The sequence below is a fragment of the Providencia sp. UF-183 genome, from assembly GCF_058246155.1.
Genome location: NZ_JBSICD010000022.1, coordinates 19011 through 42860, shown reverse-complemented (window position 1 = coordinate 42860; position 23850 = coordinate 19011). Strand labels below are relative to the sequence as shown.

Below are 23850 nucleotides of genomic sequence, written 5' to 3'. Positions count from 1 at the left end.
TTTTCATTCCCATTAATGGAATTGGAATCACAATTATCAATCCACATAATAACGCCCATAAATAAAAAAACAGCCATGCAGTTAATACAGGGCTGTTTTTAAGGGGTTAAATAAACGAATTAATTGGCTTTTATAGAATTCAATAAAGAAACGCGTTGTTGCTCGATACCAGTGACTTTTGAACACACTTGAACGCCGAACAATTGGAAGCTTTTTTCTTGTTTTTTCCATTCAGTTTCAAGCTCTTGCTGTAAACCGCCTAGATTACCCAGCATGCCTTGCAGGGCTTTATTCGCATCACCACCCGATAATAGTTGCTTGCGACCCATTTCGTTGATGCTGTCTTGTAAAATACCGCCTAAGCTTTCATTCACCAGCTGTTTGCCTTTTGCTTCCGCATTTTTCATTGCTTCATGATGAAAAGCATAGCCATTCGGGCGGGTTTCAATAATTTGGTTGATTTGGCTATTCAGGTCTTTTTCTAACTTAGTCAAACGCTTACGAACATTACTGTCGCTGCCAATGACTTTAACAACCACTTTATCTACCGTTTCACGTGACGTTGCCAGTTTTTTCTCAGACTCTTGTTTTATCCAAGGTAAATCATTACGAATAGCCGATTGGTAGCGGATCGCCTGCTGTTTTTGCGCCTCAGTCGCCGCAATATTTTTGCCATTTAAAGTGATATCACCATTAGGTGTAATCACTAAATCACCACTGCGGCCAATCACTTGCACGCTTTCTGGCGTCATGAAAATATCATCATTCGGTGTCACTGAGCAGTTATAATCCGCAGCTTGGCTTGCTGCACTCGCTAACAGTGAAAATGCAATTAATGTACGGCGTAACATAACTTCTCCTAGAAGGCGTTGAATTAATCAGAAAACAGAACGCCCAATTCGTTTTGATAATAGCTCTAAAGCGGCACACCCAACCAAAGAGTTCCCTGCTGCATCAAGTTCAGGTGACCATACCGCCACAGTAAATTGGTTAGGGACAACGCAAACAATGCCGCCACCGACGCCTGATTTACCGGGCATTCCAATACGAAATGCAAATTCACCAGAGCCATCGTACATCCCACATGTCATCATCAACGCATTGATTTGCCTTGATTGTAGTGGAGTGATAATGGGGTCTATGGAGCAAGATGACATTCCTTGCGATGTTAAATAGGAAAAACATCTCGCTAATTCAACACAGTTCATACTTAGAGAGCAATAATGAAAATAAGTTTCGAGCACCGTCAAAACATCGTTTTCAAAGTTGCCAAATGATTTCATTAAATAAGCGATTGCCGCATTACGGCTTGCGTGCTCCATTTCAGAACGTGCAACGACAGTGTCGTAGCTAATGTCCGGCTCGCAAGCTAACTTTCGGACAAACTCTAACATACGCTGTTTTGGCGCGCTTAAACGCGACTGCAACATATCGGCAATCACAATCGCGCCAGCATTAATAAACGGGTTCCGTGGAATGCCTTTTTCCATTTCAATTTGAATTAATGAGTTAAACGGTAGCCCCGACGGCTCTTTGCCAACACGGCTCCAGATTTCATTTTCTTCATAGCGTGTCATCGCCAATGTTAGGCTCAACACTTTTGAAATGGATTGAATGGAAAAACGCTGATGGGCATCCCCTGCGGTAAAAACCTCGCCATCAAGGGTGGAAACGGCAATGCCGAGATGATGGGAAGGCACACAGCCTAAAGCAGGAATATAGTTGGCAACACAACCTTGGCCTATGAGTGGCCGAACTTGGTCTAGAATGTCGTTAAGTAGCTGGTTAGAAAACAGTGCGCTCAAAACTTTTACTCCAGAAAATAAAGGCACCCAAAACTTGGATGCCTCTTCAAACACTGAGAAACTCAGCCTATTTATTTAGCGTGATTTAATCAACCAAAAAGTGATTATTCCCACCAAACATCAAACAGTTCAGAAACAACAACGTCGTTCATCCCTTTTGATTTTAACCAATTTTCAACGATTTGGCGGTGTTCTTCGGTACATTTACCAATTTGCTGTAGGCAAACAATCCCTTCCCAGCTCAGGTAGCCGCTTGCTTCAAACGCTAAACCGTTTGGTTCGATAGCTTCAGCAATCAGTTGGTCAACGGTAGTGTCAACTTCTTCGATCGGTGTACCTTCTTTAAAACTCCATTTAACCGTAAAACCTAACTCTTGGAATTCATCCAAACGCATTTTTTTACGTAAACGACGACTACGTGGTTGTTTAGCCATTATTTGGTCCTCTCAAACATTAAATCCCATACACCGTGCCCTAACCGCTGGCCGCGCTTTTCAAATTTTGTTTCTGGTCTTGATTCTGGACGAGGAACATAATCACCCGTTGGTGATAAGTTTTTATACCCTTCGACACTGTTCATGACTTCAAGCATATGCTCTGCATACGGCTCCCAGTCGGTCGCCATATGGAAAACGCCACCGACAGCTAATTTGCTGCGAATTTTTTCAGCAAATGGCGCTTGAACAATACGGCGTTTATTGTGTTTTGCTTTATGCCATGGATCAGGGAAAAACAATTGAACCATCGCAAGGCTCTCATTTGGCACCATGCAATCCAGCACTTCAATAGCATCATGGCACATCACACGGACATTGCTGACGTTTTCTTCTTTTGCCGATGCTAAACATGCCCCCACACCCGGAGCATGAACTTCAATGCCCAAAAAGTTTTGCTGTGGATTTTGCGATGCCATGGTCACTAATGAAGCGCCCATACCAAACCCAATTTCCAATGTTACTGGATTTGAGTTATTGAATACTTTGGTGAAATCAAAGGGTTCATTGATAAAATCAATCCCCATTTCAGCCCATTCTTTTTCTAATGCGTCTTCCTGACGTTTTGTCAGACGCCCTTGACGGCGGACAAAACTACGGACACGGCGCATAACCCGCCCTTCTTCATTATATTCGGGGGAGATAACATTATTGATCATAATAAAGGTTCTAAAAAATAGTTGCCCAATTAAGTTAATGTGCCAACGATCAAGTTGTATAAGGCTAGTAAATAGCAATTATGTTTAAATTACCCTTGATGATTCAAGCTATTAGGTTAACAACCTAATCACAAGTGATAGGGTAAGAGTAGGAGTTTAGCAAAACTTCCACAAGGATGCAGTTGATAATTGGCTAACTTTACACTAAACCACACAATAAGCGGTTTACAGCCCACCGTGTCTATGTTGCAATCCTTAGCATTATTAAAAATATCGATAAAAATAAAGTGTTCAATGGAAGCTCAACAATTTTCACGTGCAGTGCTCGACTGGTATCACAAATATGGACGCAAAACGTTGCCATGGCAGCAGGAAAAATCCTCTTACCATGTATGGCTATCCGAGGTGATGCTGCAACAAACCCAAGTCAGTACCGTTATACCGTATTTTGAGAAATTTATTTCTCGTTTTGAAGATATTACCGCCCTCGCCAATGCACCACTGGATGAAGTTCTACATTTATGGACAGGCCTTGGTTACTATGCCCGTGCGCGCAATTTGCACAAAGCGGCAAAAGTCGTTGCCGATCAGTACAGTGGAAAATTCCCAACCACTTTTGATGAAGTATTAGCTTTGCCGGGAGTTGGTCGCTCCACTGCGGGGGCTATTTTATCGCTGTCCCAACAGCAGCATTACCCTATTTTAGATGGCAACGTAAAACGCGTGCTGGCTCGTGCTTATGCCGTTGATGGCTGGCCGGGAAAAAAAGAGGTAGAAAACCGCCTGTGGGAAATTAGCACCGATGTTACCCCCAATGATGGCGTGGAATTTTTTAACCAAGCGATGATGGATTTAGGAGCGATGGTTTGCACCCGCAGTAAACCGAAGTGCGAGCTTTGTCCGCTCAACTTTGGCTGCGTGGCTTATGCCAACCATTCATGGCAAAACTATCCGGGGAAAAAACCGAAGCAAAAAATCCCTGAAAAAACCGCTTGGTTTTTAATTATGCAGCATGAAGACAATATATGGTTAGAGCAACGTCCTCCTTCTGGTATTTGGGGCGGGTTATTTGCTTTTCCACAGTTTGAATCTTCAGAACAATTAACAGCGTGGCTGGCGGAATCAGGCCTCTCCCATGAGACTCCTGAGCAATTAATTGCTTTTCGCCACACGTTTAGCCATTTCCATTTAGATATTATCCCTGTAAAAGTTAAGATTCAGGCATTTAATTCTGCCATGGATGAAGGCAAAGGACTCTGGTATAACTTACACCTAGGCGCAACTATCGGCCTTGCCGCCCCAGTTGAAAGTTTATTAAAACAGCTCGCCTTACTACCTGATATTTGAGGAAATTTTAATGAGTAGAACGATTTTTTGTACATTCTTACAACGTGACGCAGATGGGCAAGATTTTCAACTTTACCCTGGTGAATTAGGGAAACGTATTTTTAATGAGATTTCTAAAGAAGCATGGAGCCAGTGGATGACTAAGCAAACCATGCTAATTAATGAAAAGAAACTCAATACAATGAACCCTGACGATCGTAAAATGTTAGAACAAGAAATGGTCAACTTCCTATTTGAAGGCCATGATATTCACATTGACGGCTATACACCTGAAAAATAATCTGTCTGCCTACCTATTCTGTAGGTAGGCTTTTGCACCAATACTGTGAATCGTATGAAAAAACTATTTGCGCTGAGTTTATTGATCCCTCTAATTGTTTCGTGTTCCAGCAACCAAAAAACGGACTTTAACCCTGATTATGTCAAAGACACCAATGGGTTTGATATTTTAATGGGGCAGTTTGCCCACAATATCGAAAACATTTGGGGGATTAAAGAAGTCCTTATTGCAGGGCCAAAAGATTACGTTAAATATACGGACGAATACCGTACACGTAGTCATATTAATTTCGATGCAGGGACCATTACGGTTGAAACCATTTCAGCTGTAGAGCCATCGCAACACCTCAAAAAAGCTATTGTCACCACCTTATTGATGGGTGATGACCCCAATTCTATCGACCTCTATTCTGATATTAACGATATCCCCTACAGTAAAGAGCCATTTTTATTTGGTCAGGTGTTAGATAACACCGGGGAAGCGATTCGTTGGGAATGGCGAGCAACAAAATTTGCAGATTATCTGATTGAAAACAAAATACAGCGTCGCCAATCTGGCATGAATATCGTTTGGTCAGTCACAATGCAATTAGTGCCTAACCATCTAGACAAACGTGCCCATAAATATTTGCCGTATATTAAAAAATCGTCAGCAAAATATGGCGTTGATGAATCGTTAATTTTAGCGATCATGCAAATCGAATCCAGTTTTAACCCTTATGCGGTCAGCCGCTCAGATGCCTTGGGACTAATGCAAATTATGCCGAACACCGCTGGGAAGGATGTTTTCCGTTCCCAAGGGAAATCAGGCGTACCAAGCCGTAGCTACTTGTTTGACCCGGAAAAGAACATTGATACGGGTACGGCTTATTTAGCTATCTTGCAAAACAGCTATTTAGGCGATATTCGCAACCAAACCTCTCGCCGTTATGCTGTTATTACCGCATACAATGGCGGTGCAGGCAGTGTTCTGCGGGTGTTCCATAGCGATAAAAAACAAGCCGCTCAGCGCATAAACAATTTAGAACCGGGTGAAGTGTACGAAACCTTATCGACAAAACACCCTGCGGCTGAGTCACGCAACTATTTAATCAAAGTGAACAAAGCCCAGAAAAAATATCTGCGCTAACATGTCTGCGCAAATGAAAACACCCGTTAAATAACGGGTGTCCTTCATTATCCTGATTATTTTTAGGGGTTTTCGTTTAAAAAGTAGCTAAGGTGTTGAAAAAAAGCGCATACAGTCGAAAGTTTTTATAAAGCGCCTTGACTCAACTGATGGAATCAGGTTTAATACGTTCCGTTGCCCGGATAGCTCAGTCGGTAGAGCAGGGGATTGAAAATCCCCGTGTCCTTGGTTCGATTCCGAGTCCGGGCACCACGCATTTATAACCCTCGCTTCGGCGGGGGTTTTTGCTTTCTATATCATCAACTTATTGGTTTATCAGTGAATTTCATCTTTCACCCATCACCGTAATCGCTTCACGGTGGTACAGAATAGTGGTACATTCATGAGTACGATGATACAGCCAACTAAGAACCGACATGGGGTTTACACCCTCAGAATGGCAGTACCTGCCGAACTTAAAGACACCCTCGGAAAAGGTGAGCTTAAACGTTCACTAAAAACTAAAGATCTTGCAGAGGCAAAACGTAAAGCTCCAGCTATTACTGCCTTAATGCAAGCTAAAATAGAACTCGCTAGAAAAGCCCTTATAAGCGAACAAACCGTCACAAATGATGATATCGAGCGTATTGCAGCCGCCTGGTTAACTTCAATTCTTCCTCAGCCTGAACTTATCAAAGAACGCTATCTATGGGAGTACCCCCATGGTTTGGACTTCACACTTGAAAGTAGAGCGATTTCTGATCACTTAGAGCAAAACGATAGTACGGACACTAATTATTATGATAGCTCTGCTTTTTGGAGTGAGTTATCCGATGCTGAACCACGGTCTTCATACCTTGAAAAAACTCAAAGGGATATTGAAATTCTACAGCTCGTTAAAAATGAACTGGCTGAGGCTCTAGAACTCGTCCCCGCAGAGCTAACACCAAAATGGAAAATCGAATTAGCATGGCGATTAGCTGAGTATAGAAACCAAGCAGCGGGAATGCTGGTAGTGGGCATCTTTCCTCAGTATAAAGCGACTGAAACACAGGATGAGACCAGAGCCTCAATATCATTTTGTGAACTATTTGACGAATATAAAGAGCAAATTTTCAGAGATGAGCCTGAAAGAGCTGAAAAACGAATCAAGGAATACTCCACGGCGGCTAATCGCTTTAGTGAATTCATTGGGTTAAAAACCATTGAAGAAATTTCTAAAGAAGACATTATGAAGTTTCGCTCTTTAATGGAAAAACAACCACTTCGCCCAACAAAAGCAACTAAAAAGCTGACGTTGCAACAACAAGCTGAACTCACAGGTGATAAGCTTAGTCCTCAACGTGTAAGAAATTTGTTAATGGCATTATCAGCCATATTCCGTGTTGCCGTTGAAAATGGTTTACTACAATCCAACCCAATATCTGAGATCCCCAAGAAAAAACGTCAGCGTTCTAATAACCATTACGCCTTTAGTGAGAATGAAGTTACTACCATTTTCAATCTTCCTCTATTTGAGGGAGAGGAATCACCTCATGGCGCAATGGCATACTGGGTTCCTATCATCCTGTATTACACTGGTGCCCGAGTTGAAGAAATCTGCCAGCTATATAAACAGAATATCATTGATGATAATGGTATCCCTTGTATTCAGGTTGAGATGGGGGAAAACCAGTCGGTTAAAACAGGTAATACTCGTACAATCCCCTTGCATGACCACCTAATCGAACTCGGTTTTATGGATTACGTTAACAGCCAAGAGAATTACCTATTTTCAGGTCAACGCAATGCTGCTGGTAAGTACTCTTACAACTTTATTCGTTGGTTCGGTCAATACATTCGTAAACATGGGATAGATAATCCTGATATCAAGCCAACACATAGCTTTAGGCATACATTCATTACATACTGCCGTAATCGTGGCGAAAGGGAGGATATCCAGAATAGCGTTACTGGACACGCTCAAGGCTCAGTAGGAAGAGGTTATGGTGCTTATACTACACCAATGAAGAAAGAACTCATTGATAGAACACCAAAACTTAACCTTTCCCCCCTTAACATCTGGAATGGGGGCAATAACTGATGGGACAAGGCTATTTAAGACATTCACCCATTTTCCGTGATGGCAAAATAAAGGTTAGAAACCTCTATCAGTATGTTGAACTCAATAAAAAACGCCCGCAACAGTGGATTGATAGACTTCGAGAGCAGGCGGCTCAGGCTCCAGACGAGGTTAAACAGCTATGTCGCCCTGAAATATTCGACAGTTTAACGTCAGATGATACCGTAACAGCCGAAGAAGCCTTGGTATTGCTCACATATAATTCTAAAAGTGGTCGATATCAGAAGGCGATAGAAAAGATAGAAGAGCATACGCAAACATGCCTTCCAGTCAAAGCGTATCGCTCTAAGTTCGAAGATGCGTTTTATGCTCAGCTAACGGAAATTCTACATGAAATTTATCCTAATGAAGGTACGTGTACGATTACGCCTCAAAAAACCATAGGGCGATACCGTACCGATATCCATATTAAGCTAGTAACTGATAAACTTTATGAGTATGTCATTGAATTTGATGAAGCTGCTCACGAAAAGAAAGCATACTATCAACATAATGACCCCATAAGAGACCGCTGGTTTAAACAAAATCGCCCTGAAATGACTTACTTTCGGGTCAAACATAGCGAATCTGGCATTTGGCTAAATGCGGTAAAGCAAACAGAAAAACTTTGCAGCCTATCAGCCTTCTATGCAAAATGCATTCGCCATGCAGTGGAATCACGTTCGACATCAAGGTTAAAAATCACCAGTGAATCTTCAAGAAGAGCCTACGATATCAATCATAACCCATACGCTTTCTTGCTCCAGCGTCCAAGACAACGTATGAGAGAGATCAAAGGCATCCTTAATCGGCTGCAAATTGAATTCTCAGGGAAAAGAAGTATCAGCATAAGCCAGTCAACCTTAAACCGTCGATGTCGTAGCTAAATGTTGCAAGAAGATCGCCGCCACTATGCGGCTTTCTTCAAAATTCTACGTTTCAACACACTTACAACTGAAACATATACCCTATATAGTCAACTCCCTCCCTATCTATCTATATACTCATTTTCCCGACCTTAAGTATGTGCTTTCCTTCGATTTGGTTGATACCATCAAGGTATTCACTAAGATACCCTCTAGCTCAAAATTGCACAGCCATAAGCATTCCCAACGCAAGAAACCATGAAGCTCTCAACAAAATTAACCAGTGAAGGTACAAGAAAAGTACATTCACACTACTAAGGTTAAATTATGTACGATTCAACTAATCAGAGGTCATGGAGGCTACAAATGGTTTGGGCTTTACTACTTCAAGCATTAAAACAAGCAGCAATAGCCTTTCTTACCGCAACCTTTCGGGCGTTTACGGATTACTGTTCAACTAACACAAATATCTAACACTTTTCCCCTACCACTGTTCATGCATCAAGAGCATGAATCTAGATAAACAGCAAAATGCAGCTCAAAGCCCTGCTACAGGGCTGGTTCGACATATTTGGTCTGTCGTACAGCTTAGCATGGTCTATTGGGTCGAATGGAGAACAACAATGGCAATTATCGGATACGCCAGAGTATCAACTCGTGGTCAAAGCCTTGACGCTCAGCTCAACGCTTTACAGGACTGCGAGAAGATTTTTAAAGAAATCATCAGCGGTGCAAAAGACGACCGTCCTGAGCTTACAGCAATGCTGGAATACGTGCGTGATGGTGACACGGTCAAGGTCACCAAGTTAGACCGCCTAGCACGCAACACAAAGCACCTGCTGGAGATCTCCGAGTACTTGGATGCCAAACACGTCCGATTACAGATAATGAACCTAGGGATCGATACAGGAACACCTACAGGCAAACTCATGTTAACCATGATAGGTGCAATTGCAACCTTCGAACGTGAAATCATGCTTGAACGTCAAGCCGAAGGTATCGCACTGGCTAAACTCAAAGGGAGGTACAAGGGACGGAAGCCCACCGCCAGAGAGAAAACCGATGAAATTATCGAGCTGCTTGAGCAAGGGTTAACCAAGCCCGCCATATCCCGTCAATTAGGCGTTGGAATAACAAGTATTTACCGAATCATCAGGACAAACCGTCCTGATTTACTGGAAAACAAACGATGAAGAAAATCATATTCTGTCTAGTTTTGCTCTATAGCGCTTACGGGCTGGCACTTCCAGCCCCAATTAACATGTGGTTGCAATGTGAAAACGGCATTCATGCAACATTAGATAAAGACATGCTGCTTTCAATTGAGGGAATTTATAAGTTACCACTCATAAAAACCGAGAATGATAAACACGACCGAACAACGCTTGTATTCGCTGATAGTCAAGTATCCGCCAAGATACTGATAATTCATACTATCCCAGCATTTTTCATAAGTGATAGCAATGTATGGGTGCCATGTAAGGCAAGAAAATATCAACAAGGGTCAACTAAATGAACAAAGCATCAAAACTATGGGTAAGTATTGCCTGCTTAGCTGCTATCGGCTCAATATTCTATATCCAACAAGTAATAGGGGTTCATAGCTTCGACCCTTATTATTCCAACAGTAACGCGACATTTGCCAGAATCTCACTGTTCATTACTTCACTATGCATTTCAGCATGTTTCTGTCAGACATTTGCTGAGAACATCGAGTCAACAACAGGGAAATTCCAAGGGGTATTATACATTATCGTTGGTGTCGCTATCTCTCTGTATTACATGTTCAAAATCAATGACACACTACTCTATATCCTAGTGATTGCAACTCCGATCTGCATTAGTATTGGCGTTAAAACGCTAACTAAAGGCAAAAAGCCATATAACAAATCTGCAATGCTATTTCTGTTAATTATCATGCTATTAGCTGCAACCCCATTTGTGACCATGAACTTGTTTGATATTGAAAGGCATTCACGCTATAGGGACTATTTAATCTACCATGGAGCAACGGGCATCTATGTCATAATTGCTTCAATCATTGGCTCAATTAGTATGATTTACCTTACAGAAAAGCATAAAGATAAAGAAAGGTTGTTTGTTCCAGAAGAGTTCATATCAACACTAACAAAGCTGACCTCGCTAAGGAATGCTGACATGTTGAGTGAAGAAGAATTTAACCATCAGAAAGGCGAGTTAATCAAAAACATTACTGGCAAGAGCATAGATGGCGATCACCTGACGTTTCTTGCTGAGATTGCTAAGCTAAAACAGCAAAATGTGTTAACTAATGAAGATATCAACAAAATAAAAGCTATTATATTAAGCAGTTAATAATAATTGATTCAATATGCTGTAGCTCTAGCTCCCTGCGTAGCTACAGCATAGCAAAGTAAACAGCGTAGTTTACAACTAATTTATGTTAGTATCTCCGCTAAGTTTGACTAAACAATCGCTAACTAAACAAGAATAAGATAAGCAATACATAGATCAAGAGGCTAACTTTGGGATACTACTTATTTTTAATCATATCAACCTTATTATTTCTTTATGCTTTAAAGCGCTTTATTGCCAATCCCAAAAGAACAATCAAGTTCAGAAATAAAATAATTCTTAAGTTAATCAGATGGATAAACTCCTACAGACGATACATTTATTCATCAGGCTCACTAAGACGTTCACTTGTAGTACTTGTAGGAATCTCTATTTGGTACCTAGCAATTATTCCTTATCATATTAATTTTATTGATAATATTGCTTATTCGTTAATAGCTGCATTTATCTTTGATACATGCTTAAATTATGAAAAAGATCATATCGCTAAGGTTCTCATTTCATCGAAATGGCATTCTGATATTTATTCTAGTTTTGATCGATATAGAGCAATATGTGAGCTACTTGGGCTAGATAGAAATAAACCAAACAGTAAAACACTAACAGACTATTTTTTCTCTTTGTTTGTACACCCAAGAACTGATATTGCAGCAGATAAAGAACACAGGCTATATTGGTCATTTGATTCTAATGGATGTTCAATAATTGACATAAAAGCAGGCGAAAGTATACGTCCTACTCTTCTTCGATTTATTAAAGACGATGCAGAGTTTATTAATAGTTTTTACAAAGAAGCAAACACAATGTTAGCCTTTCCAACAACTAGTAAAGAGTCAAGAAGATTCAATAATATCTGTGTTAGGCTCTACAATAATATATCAGGTGATACTAATGAGTATTCAACGGCAGAGCTATATAAAAGCCAAATTCATGAATACTTGAATCAGCGTTTTACCTTTTTCAATCATGTAGAAAGTGTCATGGGTCATTATGGATATTAACACAAATTATATTGCTAAATGGTACATAACAATGGTACATTGACCTCGAAGCGAAAAAATAACTGATTGAAAACCAATAAAAAATCAGTATAGAAAGCGTGTCCTTGGTTCGATTCCGAGTCCGGGCACCACTTTTACTCTTAAAGTGGTCCTAAAATTAGTTTTTCTTTATTCATTCAATAGCCTAGTATTTACACCTTATCGAGCAATACCAAGCCAAGATTAAGTTAAAAACTCTATAGTATTTTTACTGTGCTTGTCACCTAGAGCTCAAATATTTCTTGTACTCTTTCCAAAGAACCTATACTCATCCCCAACATTTAGAGACAAAAAAAGAAATAACATAATGTTATGTTGTTTACAGCGATGAATTAAAAAATTCAAGTTAACTGATAAAACACAGCTATCTCTATAATAATAAAAAAACAATTGTTATCGTGTTGTTTTTTATTATAAGTATAATCCCAAAATGGTAAATTACCCACCTACGTTATAATAACACTATTTGGAATGAGTCGAAAAAATAGGAATATTGTTCGGCTTTAATCATAAATCACCCAAAATAGCCCTACTCTTCCTACAAACCATTCAATTAGTTAGCACTTCACCATTCTTCTGTAATAGGTCTCTACTATTGCTGCTCAGCCAAAACGATGATCGAACTTTCATAGCTTCCCACTTTAATTGCCTCACTTGCGCCTTCTAAGCTTCCATTAACATTCAATATCTTGATGTTTTCACCTATATTAATAGTAGGAGACTCTTCATTATTAATTTTCACCTTTACTTTAAATGGACCTAATTTTATGCTTTCTCCTTGAATAATAGAAAATTTAACATTCGCATCTCGCGAGCATGATGCATTTAATTGATAGGTGGCATTTTTACCTATATAATCCTCACTATTAACAGTTCCAAAATCCAACCCATCATTATTACCACTTAGATAACAATTTGTAGGTACAATGACTTCTCCATCTCCATTATCCGAACCTCCAGTTCCTGATTTGTTGGTTCTCACACAACTACTATTAATAACATTAGTTGGACAAATAAAAATATTATATTGAGGAGCAAAGTTATAATTTGAAGTTAAATTTAAAACAGTCATATAACCATATTCCATTATAGACCAATTATTATATCTATCACCAGAGGTCCAGGAAATAGGCGTTCCCCAAGCAATATAATACTCGGGCACATCAACTGGAATTGTTAATTGACTAAGCGTAGGATCATCGCCTTTAATTTCATTACAATTTTTATTAACCATCACACTTTGCTCTGGAGCATAATAAACGCCAACTATATTAGCTGCTTTATTGGATGAATGGCTGTATAATGATGTGCTATTTTCTGTATAATAGCTTGCGTAAAATGAAGGTATAAAATAACACTTCCCAGTTGAGGATATTGAAGTTGTTAAAGCTCCAGAACCTCTCAATCTGATAATTGCTGTGGTATTATTATACCTATATAAGCTAAACCTCACTCGAGTACCAAATGGAGAGTTACCCGTATATGCAGCTCCTTTATCGATAAGGTTAGGAGTTCCGCCCCCTAACACTTCAGCAGAAAATGGTACAGTTATCGCTCCCTGCATGAACTGTGCATAATTTGAAGAAGGCCAACCTTGAGAGGAACTAGCATAGTCTATCCAATAACCTGCATACACTGATGAGGAAAAGCCGTAAGCAAAAACAGTTATTAGCGCGACTAATTTGATATGTTGGATATAGTATGTAGCAATACCGCCAACATAAGAAAGCAAACACTTTAGCATATTAAAAATATTCCTAATCAGCTAGTAAAATAAAAATTTATTACTCATAATCAACATACAAAACTCCAGATGCATAAAATTCACCATATAAGGGTTCAGCATTTGAATTCACTACTGGCTTAACAATAATCACGGGCTTATTAGAATAGTTAAAAGAAAACGATTTATATGGCGACAATAATTCACCATTAACTTGCATCATTAACCCCAATGTATTATTAGATGTCGCTATAAGATTATCAGAAAATTTAGCTGACTCAGATTCAAAGGTTAACTTTAACTTAGGATTGTTTATATTTTCAGAACCACAATCCAGATTATAGATCACCTCTTTTTCATACCGGGGATTAGTAACATCATTATAGTTTATTGTTTTAAAATCAACTGTTATTGGAAAACCTTTTCCATCCACACCATATACATCACAGCCTTTCTCTATAACATTAACTTTCATTTTTATAGAAAACGACTCTCCAAATGCGGCAAAACTAAATAAAAAAACAAAGACTAAAACCACATTACTTAAAAAAAATTTCATCCTCATAATAAGCCCTATAATATATATATTTTCTCACGCAGAGGTAAAGTAAAATAAATCAATAATCATACATTTTCATGCAATTACATATCAAAAAAACAAACCACAAAACAAAATAAAATAAAATAAAATAAAATGATGTGTAGCTCAGGATATTATCGACTTTCATTCTACACATTTACACTTGTGTATTTCCCTTATCCCTCTATATTAAAGTAAATTCAATATTAGAGAATTAATCCACAATAATATAGTCGAATAAAAAACTAGCTAATATGAACATAATACTCATTTATTATTACGTACATGTTATCTCTTTTACTCATAAAACATTTCAAACGCAATAAGTGCCGAATAGGCACCTGGTACGAACGGCCCCATTTTCACTGGTGTCACGTAATACGTTAATTGGCTTTGCCCCGATGGTAGCAATTGAGGTTCACTTTCCTCCCCCATCGGTAATAACTTCCCGCTAGGTGTGCTAACAGCCAATCCCACCCCTTTGGCCCCCATCACCTGAACAATGTTTCTATTAAACGATACTGTCGGTGCCACAAAACGAACTTTCACGGCTGGCTGCGTTGAACTCCACGCTATCATTCCAGTTTGAACATTTTCAAGTCGGGTCGCCGTTTCTAAACAATCCTCCAATTCAATTTGAAACGGAACAGAAAGACCTTTGCCATTACGCTGTAAGGTAGCTGTATCCAAGTTCCCCATATCCACAGTCTGGTAGCTCGATATCATTGCCAAACGACATGGACTTTCCGTCAGTGTCCCTTTGACATAGACCACCCCGTGCTGTCCATCAACATTCCAGTTATCAGCTGAGCGATAGATATTACCATTACTATTTGCCATGCTAGGTACATTGATAATACCCCCCAGTACTACCGCTAGTAGGCCACGACAAAGTCTAAATTTTCTTTGTTGACTAGCCATCTGACACTCCTTGCTCTCTATTACGTTAAGCACCGCCAGTTAGGCGCTAAAAAACATTATTAACTTTTATTACTCTGCACAACATCACACGTCAGCGACTGACAACGGAACGTCAAAGTTGGGCGGCCACCAAAATCATTAATGTAGGTCAGCACAGGGCTACTGCCCAATAAGCTTACGTTAACCCCCAAATTATCTTGACTAAATGGGGGAACCATCACGGGTGTAAACTCTTTGCCGTTCGTTGATTTCGTATTGGCAGTCGCGTTAATAATTGTCACGTAATACGGTGTCGGATTTTTCAAAATGTACTGTTCGCCTTGTTTTTCTAAAGTTAATTTTTCTTGCCACGGTGTGTTATTTTTTTCTGGAACTATCGCCTTAGGGCGGTAAAACAACTTCACTCGTGTCTGTAAGGCAATTTGCAAAGTATTCGGTTTATCACTTTTCGGCGGTATTTCCCGCAAATTAAAATAAAACAATGATTCACGGTCTTGTGGTAATGCATTAATTGCTGGTAGCGCCTCTATTTTTACTTGGCTTGATTTTCCTGGCTCTAAACGCTGTACAGGCGGCAACAGCACTAACGGCGACTGAATTTTTTGCCCTTCCGTATTTTCAATCCAACCTTGCGCTAAATACGGTAATTGCTTATTGTTATTCGAAATATTTAATGAAACCGATTTTTGATTCCCGTCGAAAATAACACGAGTGCGGTCCATGGATACCGCACCATTAGCGGTATTGAATAACATAGTGCAGCCGATGAGACTCAAAACAATACTCGAAGCGATTTTTAATTGCATAGTGATTTACCTTTATCAAATAGGGAAAAAACTCACATTCCCTAAAGTACAACCTGATTGAGACCCACGTCGTTCTCTGGGGTCATTTCTTATGTGAATGGCTTACCCTTTAGGTTCAGCCAGTGCTATTGGGATACACGGTAGCAACAAGGTATTTTGTAGCGTTCCGAACTCATGAGGGAAACGTACTTCGCACGCTTTGTTCTCCCCCCACATCACAGTCATCACATCAGCAGGGTTAATACCGCTAATGTAGGCACTACCCATATCCCCAACAATACCCGTATTTTGACCTTTGCTATTTTGTACTTGCGCTCCAAAAGGTGGATGACTACCGTCAGACAAACGCAACACAGTCATCGCTTTTTGGCCTGAAACGACCGCAAAGTGCCGATAACCCACAGCGCCTTCCGTTAAGGTTGCTTGCACAACGGATTGCTGCGCATCCACGTTATCTGGCAATGTATTTAAATCAATCTGCGCCTTGCTACGGTAGTAACTGCTCACGTCACCAACCACTGCTTTACCAAACATATTTGAGGTAATTGGTGCGCCAATCCCTTTAATCGGCACGTCGGCTACGCCATCAGTATCAACCAACAGCCGCGTACCGCCTGGAGTATTGATACGATGTAAGTCCCCGCCTTCAGCCGTTAATGTCATACCACCGCTGGCCGAAACGCCAAATGCACTATATTGGTTATGCATATAACTGGCGTTTGCGGCGAAACGTGCCACATCTGACTGATGGGTTATAAATGCACTTCCCATCCCACCTTTTTTACTGCTGCCCGCACTAAGTTGATAGGTTGTCCGGTCATCAATGCGATCGTAATAGGTAGCTCGGCTAGTAGTGTCGTAACGGCTACTATTCAGGGAGTACCCGACGTTTGCCCCGTTACTTAATGGGAACGACGCGGATAAGAAAATACTGTCATCCTTAACTCCGTTATACTCACTGCGATTAGCTGACAAATTAACACTGACATTTTTAATCGACCCGATATCCATATACTTCGATAACATAACACTGTAATAATCGTTATCCGGTTGATCCCAATAGGTTTGATGGTTGTAGTTCAGGTACAATGACATCCCAAGATCAGCAAAATTTTTATTAAGCGATACGGTGTACATCTCTTTATTGCCCCCGAAACGCTCCCCCGCTTTTAAAGCAGCCAAGAAATCCGACATGGACATAAAATCGCGTTCGGAGAAACGATAACCAGCAAACTGAATAGTACTGTCTATGGTCTCAAAGCGTTTCGAGTAGTTAATACGATAAGAACCCCCACTGACACGGCTTTCACCCGGTAAACGCGCTAACGACTGGGTCACATCAAATGATATGGCTCCAAATGCTAATAAATCACGCCCTATACCCAACGACATCGCATTATAGTTTTGGCTGTTAAGGCTCCCTCCAAACAGAGACCAACCGTTATTGACTCCCCAAGAAAACTCTCCGGTAACAAAACTGTCACCTTCACTGTGACGTTGGTAATTCGTTGGTTGCCCTAAAGCTAATTTGTATTGAATTTGGCCTGGGCGTGTCAAATACGGTAAGTTTGCCGTATCTACCTGAAACTCTTGTGTTGAGCCATCTTGTTCCTTGACAGTCACATCCAATTTACCGCTTACGGCATCACTCAAATCCTGAATGCGGAACGGCCCTGGAGCGACTTGTGTTTCATATAAGACTCGGCCTTGTTGACTCACTGTCACCGTGGCATTAGTTTTAGCAATCCCTGTCACTTCTGGGGCATAGCCACGTAAATTTGGTGGCAACATATTCAAATCGGAGCGCACACTCGCACCAATAAAACGAAACGAGTCAAATATGCTGGATACAAGGTAATCTTCACCTAGCACCAGTTTTGCTGCTAAGTTAGGTAGCGCTCGATAGGCATAAAAACGGTTCCAATCAAAATCTTTACTGACGGTACTGCCAGATCCAGTTGAACGGTTTAAGCGTCCTTGCCAATCTGCACGAAAACGCCACGCACCGATATTCACACCAGCAACCCCGTTACCGTTTAAGGCATAACTGTCTCGTCCGCCGTTATAGGCATTATTTGTGTTACCATTCACGTTGTAATCAAACATTAATGCTGCAATGCCTTCGTCCCAACGAGATGGTGGATCCCAGTTCGGTGCCGTATACTCCAAATAGGCCTGTGGGATACTCACGTACAAGGAAGACGTTGCTAAATCACCACGCACTTGCATGCCGGGTACGCTATCCACTAATAAACACTGTCCCTCATGCCAAAATGTGGCCTCTTTTTGAATATTTGACTGAAGCCCTAATTGACTCGTAACTTCAGGTGAAAGACACGGAATACTCCCCTCAGAGTCATTCTCAGGGACATAAAATGGAATAGAGACTTCAGGTAGCTGTTCTTCATTCACTTTGAGTGTAAAGGAATAAGTACCTGGCATAATATAACCAGCACGGGAAAATTGATTCAGGTCAATGTTATTTTTGTCTTCTAAATCAAGTACATCAGTATTAAACTCAAACGCCTGCGTAGCAAATACTGGTACCGAGAGTCCATACAGCGATAAAGCAATCGCGAGGCTCAGCCCCTTTTTGGGGAGAACTGAAGATTGTGTTGAAGACATAAATAACATCCCTAAAAATCAAGTAAAAAAACAAAAAAAAGCAGGACATTTTTTTAGTAATATTCAAGCTTAAATCGCAATGCACCTTGGTATTCCCCTGGCCGTAATATATGGGTGTCAGAAACGAGTCGTAACCCGTAATGCAACACAGAATTACCTGGTATGATGGATTGTTTTTGTGTGGACTGGCCGGGATAAATTGGCTTTCCGTGCACGTCTTGCAGTGATAATGCGATACCTCTTGCATCCCCCGAAACAGAAAACCATTCACCGTTCACTGGCCCATCAAAAGTAACGGAAAACATTTGCCATCTATCCCCTGCATGCGGAGTTAATGTGCAACCAATAAGCGCAATTGAAAAAGGGTGCACAGGTCCTTGTCCCTCTTGACGTATTGCGCCTATTGGCAATACCCCCATATCCACTGTTTGTTCATGCGAGCCTGTATCAATAGCACAGGCAGAATTGACGATACTGCCATTCATGCTAAAGCGACCAAAAATAGGCGAAGATTCTGCCTGCACATAAGGCAGAACCACAAGTTGACTCAAAAGTAATACAGTATTAATTGAGATAGCGTTCATTATCCCTTCCCTGTTCACTAAAAATTGCCCTTCAACAATAGTCTCAGGGCAAGACACTTTCGCTTACTGGTAAGCTAAGGTGAAATTTGTGACTGCAGAGAAATTACCTGGAACAACTGTTGCACCTTTCAAACCTTGCAGTGCAGCAGTAAATTTCAGCTCGTTATCACCCTTTATATATTTTTGACTATGCTCACTGTTTACTTTGATTTGTTCACCAGTGGTATTCATAATTTTGACTGCTGCGCCTGAAGCTTCGCCAGTAATTTGCAGCATGCCTGTATTTGTCTCTCCATCAACTAATTCAGAACCGTTAAACGTAACTTTAACGATATTATCGCCTTTCAAGTTACAGCCTTCTAATTGAATAGAAAATGGCTGAGCACTTGATGATCCCCCTGCGGTTAGAGTTACATCAGACACTTGACCTAATTCCACTTCTTGGTTTTCTTCACCTGGTGCGATAGAACACGGTGCAGAAATAATAGAACCAGTGAACGTTACATTACCGCTACCTAAATTTGCAGCTAAAGCAGAAGTACTCATTACGCCAGAAATTAAAGTTGCTAAAATAATTTTTTTCATATTACCCTCAGATATTGACATATATAACACCATACTTTTTAGTATGGTATTTTCCAAAATAGATACTATTAAATTAACTAAGTATCACACTAATAAAAATAAACAGGCTCAGACATAGATATAACTGTCTTTAAAACAGAAGCATCACTAGAATAATTACTTTTAACTTCAGATATAATACTATTAATTAAACTTTCAAAAGGAATAGCTAGTACAATTGAAACATTAAGCAGCAAATCAAGAGTCATTTTATTAACACCTCTTTCATAACGCGATATTTGCTGTTGAGAAATATTTAATCGCTTAGCTAATTCTCGTCCGCTAATTCCAAGCTCTTTTCTTTTCTTTTTAATAACAAGGCCACTATAAGCTGAAAAAAAATTATCTGGAATATTGGACCAATTAAAATCCTGGTCAAATTTATTCATAAAAAATTTCTCGAATCATACTAATAACTAACTTTTTAGTTTCAGTAATTCATATGAATTTAATTTATTAAAATACACATTCATTAAAATATACAATTATTAAAATAAATAAATTAACAAATGATTAACGATGCTCAACAACTCATACGTTACCATTAATAATTTAATTTATTTTTTAATTTAAAATCGGTTACTCAAGCTTGGATACAATTATAAGGAGTGATTATTTCAAAATCAAATTGACAAATCAGAGTTTTTTTAAAAAATCATTGTGTTTACATATTTTACAATTCATTCCTTTTATGAAAAAACAATGAATTATACTTATTTCATAATACGAATAATATCTCTTCCCATTGGTACACATAAAGCGAGTAGACAAACAAGCTACATCCCACACAAAATAAAGTATTTAAATCTAACATTCACATTTTTTCATAATTGATTATATTTTGTATTCATTTTCATAAGGTAAAGCAATGAAAACACATATAAAGAGTAATTTTTTTTAAAGAAAAAATACCAAAAACAACATAAAAAACCGTAATGCACTGAATTTATTGAATAAATAAAAAACACGCAATAAGAGTTGAAATTGAAGGTAAAATTGAATAAATAATAAGTTTTGATACAAAAGATTCCTTGTTAGTGAGAAACCTATGACGTACTCCTATGTTACCGCCCCCCTTTTTTTGCTTTGTATCTCTCCTCATAATCTCTACACTTGATACTTAGATATCACAGTGACACAGGCAAACTCGGATTTTTTGATGGAATTTAGCATCTATGATTAGACGAAAGCTAGACTCCATTACTAAGCATATCAATGAATCTCATAGATATCGTTATTTTAGAGATCACAGGGCTATATAGTTTTTTGGCGATACCGCAAGTCTAGAGGAAAAAGAAGAAAGTGTTGATTACACTATGATTTCAGTCGAAAAAACTTAACTTTATGGAGGGATGTGCGGCTTTATTTAAACTCATATTCATAATACGATGGCGCACCGAAATTTTAATGATATTGAATTGACTTGATGAACAAAATCTTACCTTCATCAAATCTAACAATGCGACTTTTGCCGCATTGCTCTTACCAATCAAACAACGCCTACCCTATCGTTCCCCTTGGGTATCCACTAATAAACGCTGATTAATGTATTCAATAGTTTCCTCTATTGTCATGATCTTATTCACCACATTGGTAATACCCTGACCAATAATCACTTCAGCTTGGCGCAAATTAAACAACTTGCCGTTTGGAATGGAAGATTCACGGATCCCACCGTTAATTTCTTGATAAGCCAATGGCATCCACGGATAGCGATGGCAAATTTCTTGGTTATGGCTGAAATCTTGGTGATTGCTGTTCCCACCCAATAAAATCAGGTGATCCATCACGATAGGCGAATAGAGCCAGCGATAAAACTGCTCTGCGTAATGTGATTTTTGGCTGTAACGAGAGACGCCAAGCGCCCCCCCCCCGAGCTGAGGAAGCCCGCCAGGCACTGGCGCATAGCCAATTTTAGGGAAAATATCACTGTGAGCCACATCATTGAACAGATTCATATAGGCAATCAACATGGCAAGCTCACCTTGCTCAAATTGCCTAACTGACTCACTCCACCACTTTTCATGAATGTTTTCAGTGACAGAAACTTGGTGTAAGTAATCACTTAACACCTTGCCTGCCAAGGGCATTTCTAATCGAGGGATATCCCCCTCCCCAATTAACCGCCCACCTTCAGCGTAGTAGCGTAACAAATATTCACTGGCGATAAGACCTGCACTTCCCAGTGTTGTCGATGCACCAATTGGTCGGGAAAATTGCCCTTTCTCATGTAGCTCTGTAAAAAACTGCGTAACTTGGTCGTATTCATGAAAATTAGCCGGCACAGTCAATTCATTGCCTGTTTTCTCGTAATACATGCGTTTTAGAATCGGGTCTTCAAACAAGTCTTTTCGATAAAACAGCAACTGTGCACTCGCATCAAACGGCATAGCATACGCAGTATCCCCCACTAAACTAAATTTTTGTTGAGTTGGAGTCGAAAAATTACTTAATAAATCCGTCACTCCGTCCCCAATTTTATCGAGTGGCTGTAATATGCGCTCTGCAAACCAAGGAAAGCAGGCCATATCAATACGCAATAAATCATAATAAGGGTGTAGATGGAGCTGGCCTAATATTTGGTAAACTTCATCATATGGGTGTATGGCTAAATTCACCTTAATACCTGTTTGGCGATAAAAATGGGGCAATAGCTTTTTAAGCGCATTGGTTGAAGGGCTTGGCAAAATAAGGAGATTCAAGCTCGGCTCAACGGTATTAACGGTGCTCAGTGCTGGCGTTGCAGTATACAAATTACCACTTTGGTTCCGCACATAAACCGTATTTTCACCCGCGACGCCACTTTCCTGCACATCTTCTTTCATTAATTCATCGACAACTTCCAACCCCAATTGCGCATAGTTCATTGGAAAGCAATGCAACCCTTTTAATATTGGTGGGATATTACCACTTAAGGCGAAAATGGCAGGGCAATCACTGTGGCTACCAAAAAAGCTGGCTTGAGTTAAAAAGCTCGCTTTTTCAATATCTTCAGCTACAAACAAGTCCGGTATTTGGTCTAAGGTAAAAAAATCAAAAGCCGCTTTGTACGATTCATCATTCGACGCACGGATCACAACATATTTTTTATTCGGTGCTTGTTGTTTCAGGCTTTTTTGTAACTCACTCACAAATGTTGAGTGCTCTAACTCACCGTGTTCATCACTAAAAATTCCCACTAGTTGGCTGCGGCTTGTCGCAATTTGATGGCAAATGGCATCAGCGGCTTGAGAAAAATCTAACGTGAAAAAGTGGTGGGCATTAGCTGGTTGGCGATAAATAAACACGATTTGAGAAGCGGGCAGTTTTAACGTGTCAAAATAGGTATTTGCGTCTTGCAAGCAACTCACTGCAACCACCTGTTTATACCCACCCGCCGCAATTTTTTGTAATGCATCTAGCTCTGTAGTTTCAAGATCATCCGTCAAAAATAGATCATAGGTTATCTCTGGATATAAAGAGATTGACTGCCTAAATGAATTAAAAAAGATTGCGTATTTATCGGACACTAACTGCGGTAGCAGTATCGCGACTTTATGGCTCTTATTGGTTCTCAACAATTGTGCTTGTGTATTGAGCTGATACCCCATTTGCTTTGCCGCTTTATACACCGCTTCAATTTTTTCCACACTTACATTTCCACGCTTATTCAAAACGTTAGAAACCGTTCCATGAGAAACACCCGCCAATTTTGCAATGTCTTTAATTGTTGCCATTTGTCTTTTTCACCTTAGTTGCTTCTCGCAATAGCATACCTGAATTATTTATCACGACTACCGATAATTAATTTGAACGTTCCAAAATCAATCTGCTGATATAACAAGCAAATAAGCCAAAAAACATCATTTTTATATAAATTCGAATGAAAAACAAAAATAAACAAATTAATCAAATAGATAGATATTTTAGTTTGAATAAGATCACTGATCTAAACATCTATTATTGGCAAAATAA

Annotated in this window: 21 protein-coding genes and 1 tRNA gene; 9 read left to right on the top strand and 13 right to left on the bottom strand. The window is 39.7% G+C overall.

Annotation, left to right across the window (positions count from 1 at the left end; all coding sequences use genetic code 11):
- Positions 1-119 precede the first annotated feature (119 nt).
- The 4 genes from AC4IFT_RS17990 to trmB all read right to left on the bottom strand — a co-directional run bounded on the left by AC4IFT_RS17990 (position 120) and on the right by trmB (position 2958).
- Entirely contained in the window at positions 120-851 is a 732-nt protein-coding gene (locus AC4IFT_RS17990) for a DUF2884 family protein (RefSeq protein WP_490752157.1), read from the bottom strand.
- 27 nt (positions 852-878) lie between these two features.
- Positions 879-1805, bottom strand: coding sequence for a glutaminase B (gene glsB / locus AC4IFT_RS17985; protein ID WP_490731974.1), 927 nt, complete (start codon positions 1803-1805; stop codon positions 879-881).
- 104 nt (positions 1806-1909) lie between these two features.
- Positions 1910-2239 carry a YggL family protein gene (locus tag AC4IFT_RS17980; RefSeq protein ID WP_219245907.1) on the bottom strand — a complete coding sequence of 110 codons (330 nt, stop codon included), beginning with the start codon at positions 2237-2239 and terminating at the stop codon, positions 1910-1912.
- Positions 2239-2958, bottom strand: coding sequence for a tRNA (guanosine(46)-N7)-methyltransferase TrmB (trmB, locus tag AC4IFT_RS17975; RefSeq protein WP_490752155.1), 720 nt, complete (start codon positions 2956-2958; stop codon positions 2239-2241). The genes AC4IFT_RS17980 and trmB overlap by 1 nt, the downstream gene beginning before the upstream one ends.
- Positions 2959-3252: 294 nt before the next feature.
- On the opposite strand from trmB, the gene mutY reads away from it, so the two are divergent.
- The 9 genes from mutY to AC4IFT_RS17930 all read left to right on the top strand — a co-directional run bounded on the left by mutY (position 3253) and on the right by AC4IFT_RS17930 (position 11994).
- Complete coding sequence (gene mutY, locus AC4IFT_RS17970; RefSeq protein ID WP_490752153.1) at positions 3253-4305, top strand: A/G-specific adenine glycosylase; 1053 nt, start codon at positions 3253-3255, stop codon at positions 4303-4305.
- Between the two features lie 10 nt (positions 4306-4315).
- Complete coding sequence (locus AC4IFT_RS17965) at positions 4316-4585, top strand: oxidative damage protection protein (RefSeq protein WP_219245904.1); 270 nt, start codon at positions 4316-4318, stop codon at positions 4583-4585.
- Between the two features lie 54 nt (positions 4586-4639).
- A complete protein-coding gene (gene mltC / locus AC4IFT_RS17960) occupies positions 4640-5713 on the top strand; it encodes a membrane-bound lytic murein transglycosylase MltC (RefSeq protein ID WP_490731966.1) in 1074 nt (357 codons plus the stop codon).
- A gap of 176 nt (positions 5714-5889) precedes the next feature.
- Positions 5890-5965: transfer RNA gene (locus AC4IFT_RS17955), tRNA-Phe, on the top strand.
- 130 nt (positions 5966-6095) lie between these two features.
- On the top strand, positions 6096-7775 hold the full coding sequence (locus AC4IFT_RS17950) for a DUF6538 domain-containing protein (RefSeq protein WP_490752151.1): 1680 nt from the start codon (positions 6096-6098) through the stop codon (positions 7773-7775).
- Entirely contained in the window at positions 7775-8680 is a 906-nt protein-coding gene (locus AC4IFT_RS17945) for a hypothetical protein (RefSeq protein WP_166684958.1), read from the top strand. The genes AC4IFT_RS17950 and AC4IFT_RS17945 overlap by 1 nt, the downstream gene beginning before the upstream one ends.
- Before the next feature lie 602 nt (positions 8681-9282).
- Positions 9283-9852, top strand: a complete 570-nt coding sequence (locus tag AC4IFT_RS17940; RefSeq protein WP_490752150.1) for a recombinase family protein — start codon at positions 9283-9285, stop codon at positions 9850-9852.
- A 319-nt stretch (positions 9853-10171) separates the two neighbouring features.
- Entirely contained in the window at positions 10172-10993 is an 822-nt protein-coding gene (locus tag AC4IFT_RS17935) for a hypothetical protein (RefSeq protein ID WP_490752148.1), read from the top strand.
- A 170-nt stretch (positions 10994-11163) separates the two neighbouring features.
- Entirely contained in the window at positions 11164-11994 is an 831-nt protein-coding gene (locus AC4IFT_RS17930; RefSeq protein ID WP_490752146.1) for a hypothetical protein, read from the top strand.
- A gap of 631 nt (positions 11995-12625) precedes the next feature.
- Here AC4IFT_RS17930 and AC4IFT_RS17925 read toward each other — a convergent pair.
- From AC4IFT_RS17925 to AC4IFT_RS17885, 9 genes are all read right to left on the bottom strand, one after another.
- Positions 12626-13777 (bottom strand): MrpH family fimbial adhesin, encoded by a 1152-nt coding sequence (locus AC4IFT_RS17925; RefSeq protein WP_490731964.1) that lies wholly within the window; start codon positions 13775-13777, stop codon positions 12626-12628.
- Positions 13778-13817: 40 nt separating this feature from the next.
- Positions 13818-14321, bottom strand: coding sequence for a fimbrial protein (locus AC4IFT_RS17920; RefSeq protein ID WP_490731962.1), 504 nt, complete (start codon positions 14319-14321; stop codon positions 13818-13820).
- 312 nt (positions 14322-14633) lie between these two features.
- Positions 14634-15257, bottom strand: coding sequence for a fimbrial protein (locus AC4IFT_RS17915; protein WP_490752144.1), 624 nt, complete (start codon positions 15255-15257; stop codon positions 14634-14636).
- A gap of 59 nt (positions 15258-15316) precedes the next feature.
- A complete protein-coding gene (locus AC4IFT_RS17910) occupies positions 15317-16063 on the bottom strand; it encodes a fimbria/pilus periplasmic chaperone (protein WP_490752142.1) in 747 nt (248 codons plus the stop codon).
- A 102-nt stretch (positions 16064-16165) separates the two neighbouring features.
- Positions 16166-18688 (bottom strand): outer membrane usher protein, encoded by a 2523-nt coding sequence (locus tag AC4IFT_RS17905; RefSeq protein WP_490731956.1) that lies wholly within the window; start codon positions 18686-18688, stop codon positions 16166-16168.
- A 53-nt stretch (positions 18689-18741) separates the two neighbouring features.
- Positions 18742-19272: a fimbrial protein gene (locus tag AC4IFT_RS17900; protein ID WP_490731953.1), complete on the bottom strand. Its 531-nt coding sequence runs from the start codon at positions 19270-19272 to the stop codon at positions 18742-18744.
- Positions 19273-19335: 63 nt separating this feature from the next.
- Positions 19336-19857, bottom strand: a complete 522-nt coding sequence (locus AC4IFT_RS17895; protein ID WP_490732052.1) for a fimbrial protein — start codon at positions 19855-19857, stop codon at positions 19336-19338.
- Between the two features lie 89 nt (positions 19858-19946).
- Complete coding sequence (locus tag AC4IFT_RS17890; RefSeq protein ID WP_490731951.1) at positions 19947-20285, bottom strand: helix-turn-helix domain-containing protein; 339 nt, start codon at positions 20283-20285, stop codon at positions 19947-19949.
- Positions 20286-21401: 1116 nt separating this feature from the next.
- The gene (locus tag AC4IFT_RS17885; protein WP_490731949.1) at positions 21402-23612 is read right to left on the bottom strand and encodes an extracellular solute-binding protein; all 2211 of its coding nucleotides are present in this window, start codon (positions 23610-23612) and stop codon (positions 21402-21404) included.
- Positions 23613-23850 lie beyond the last annotated feature (238 nt).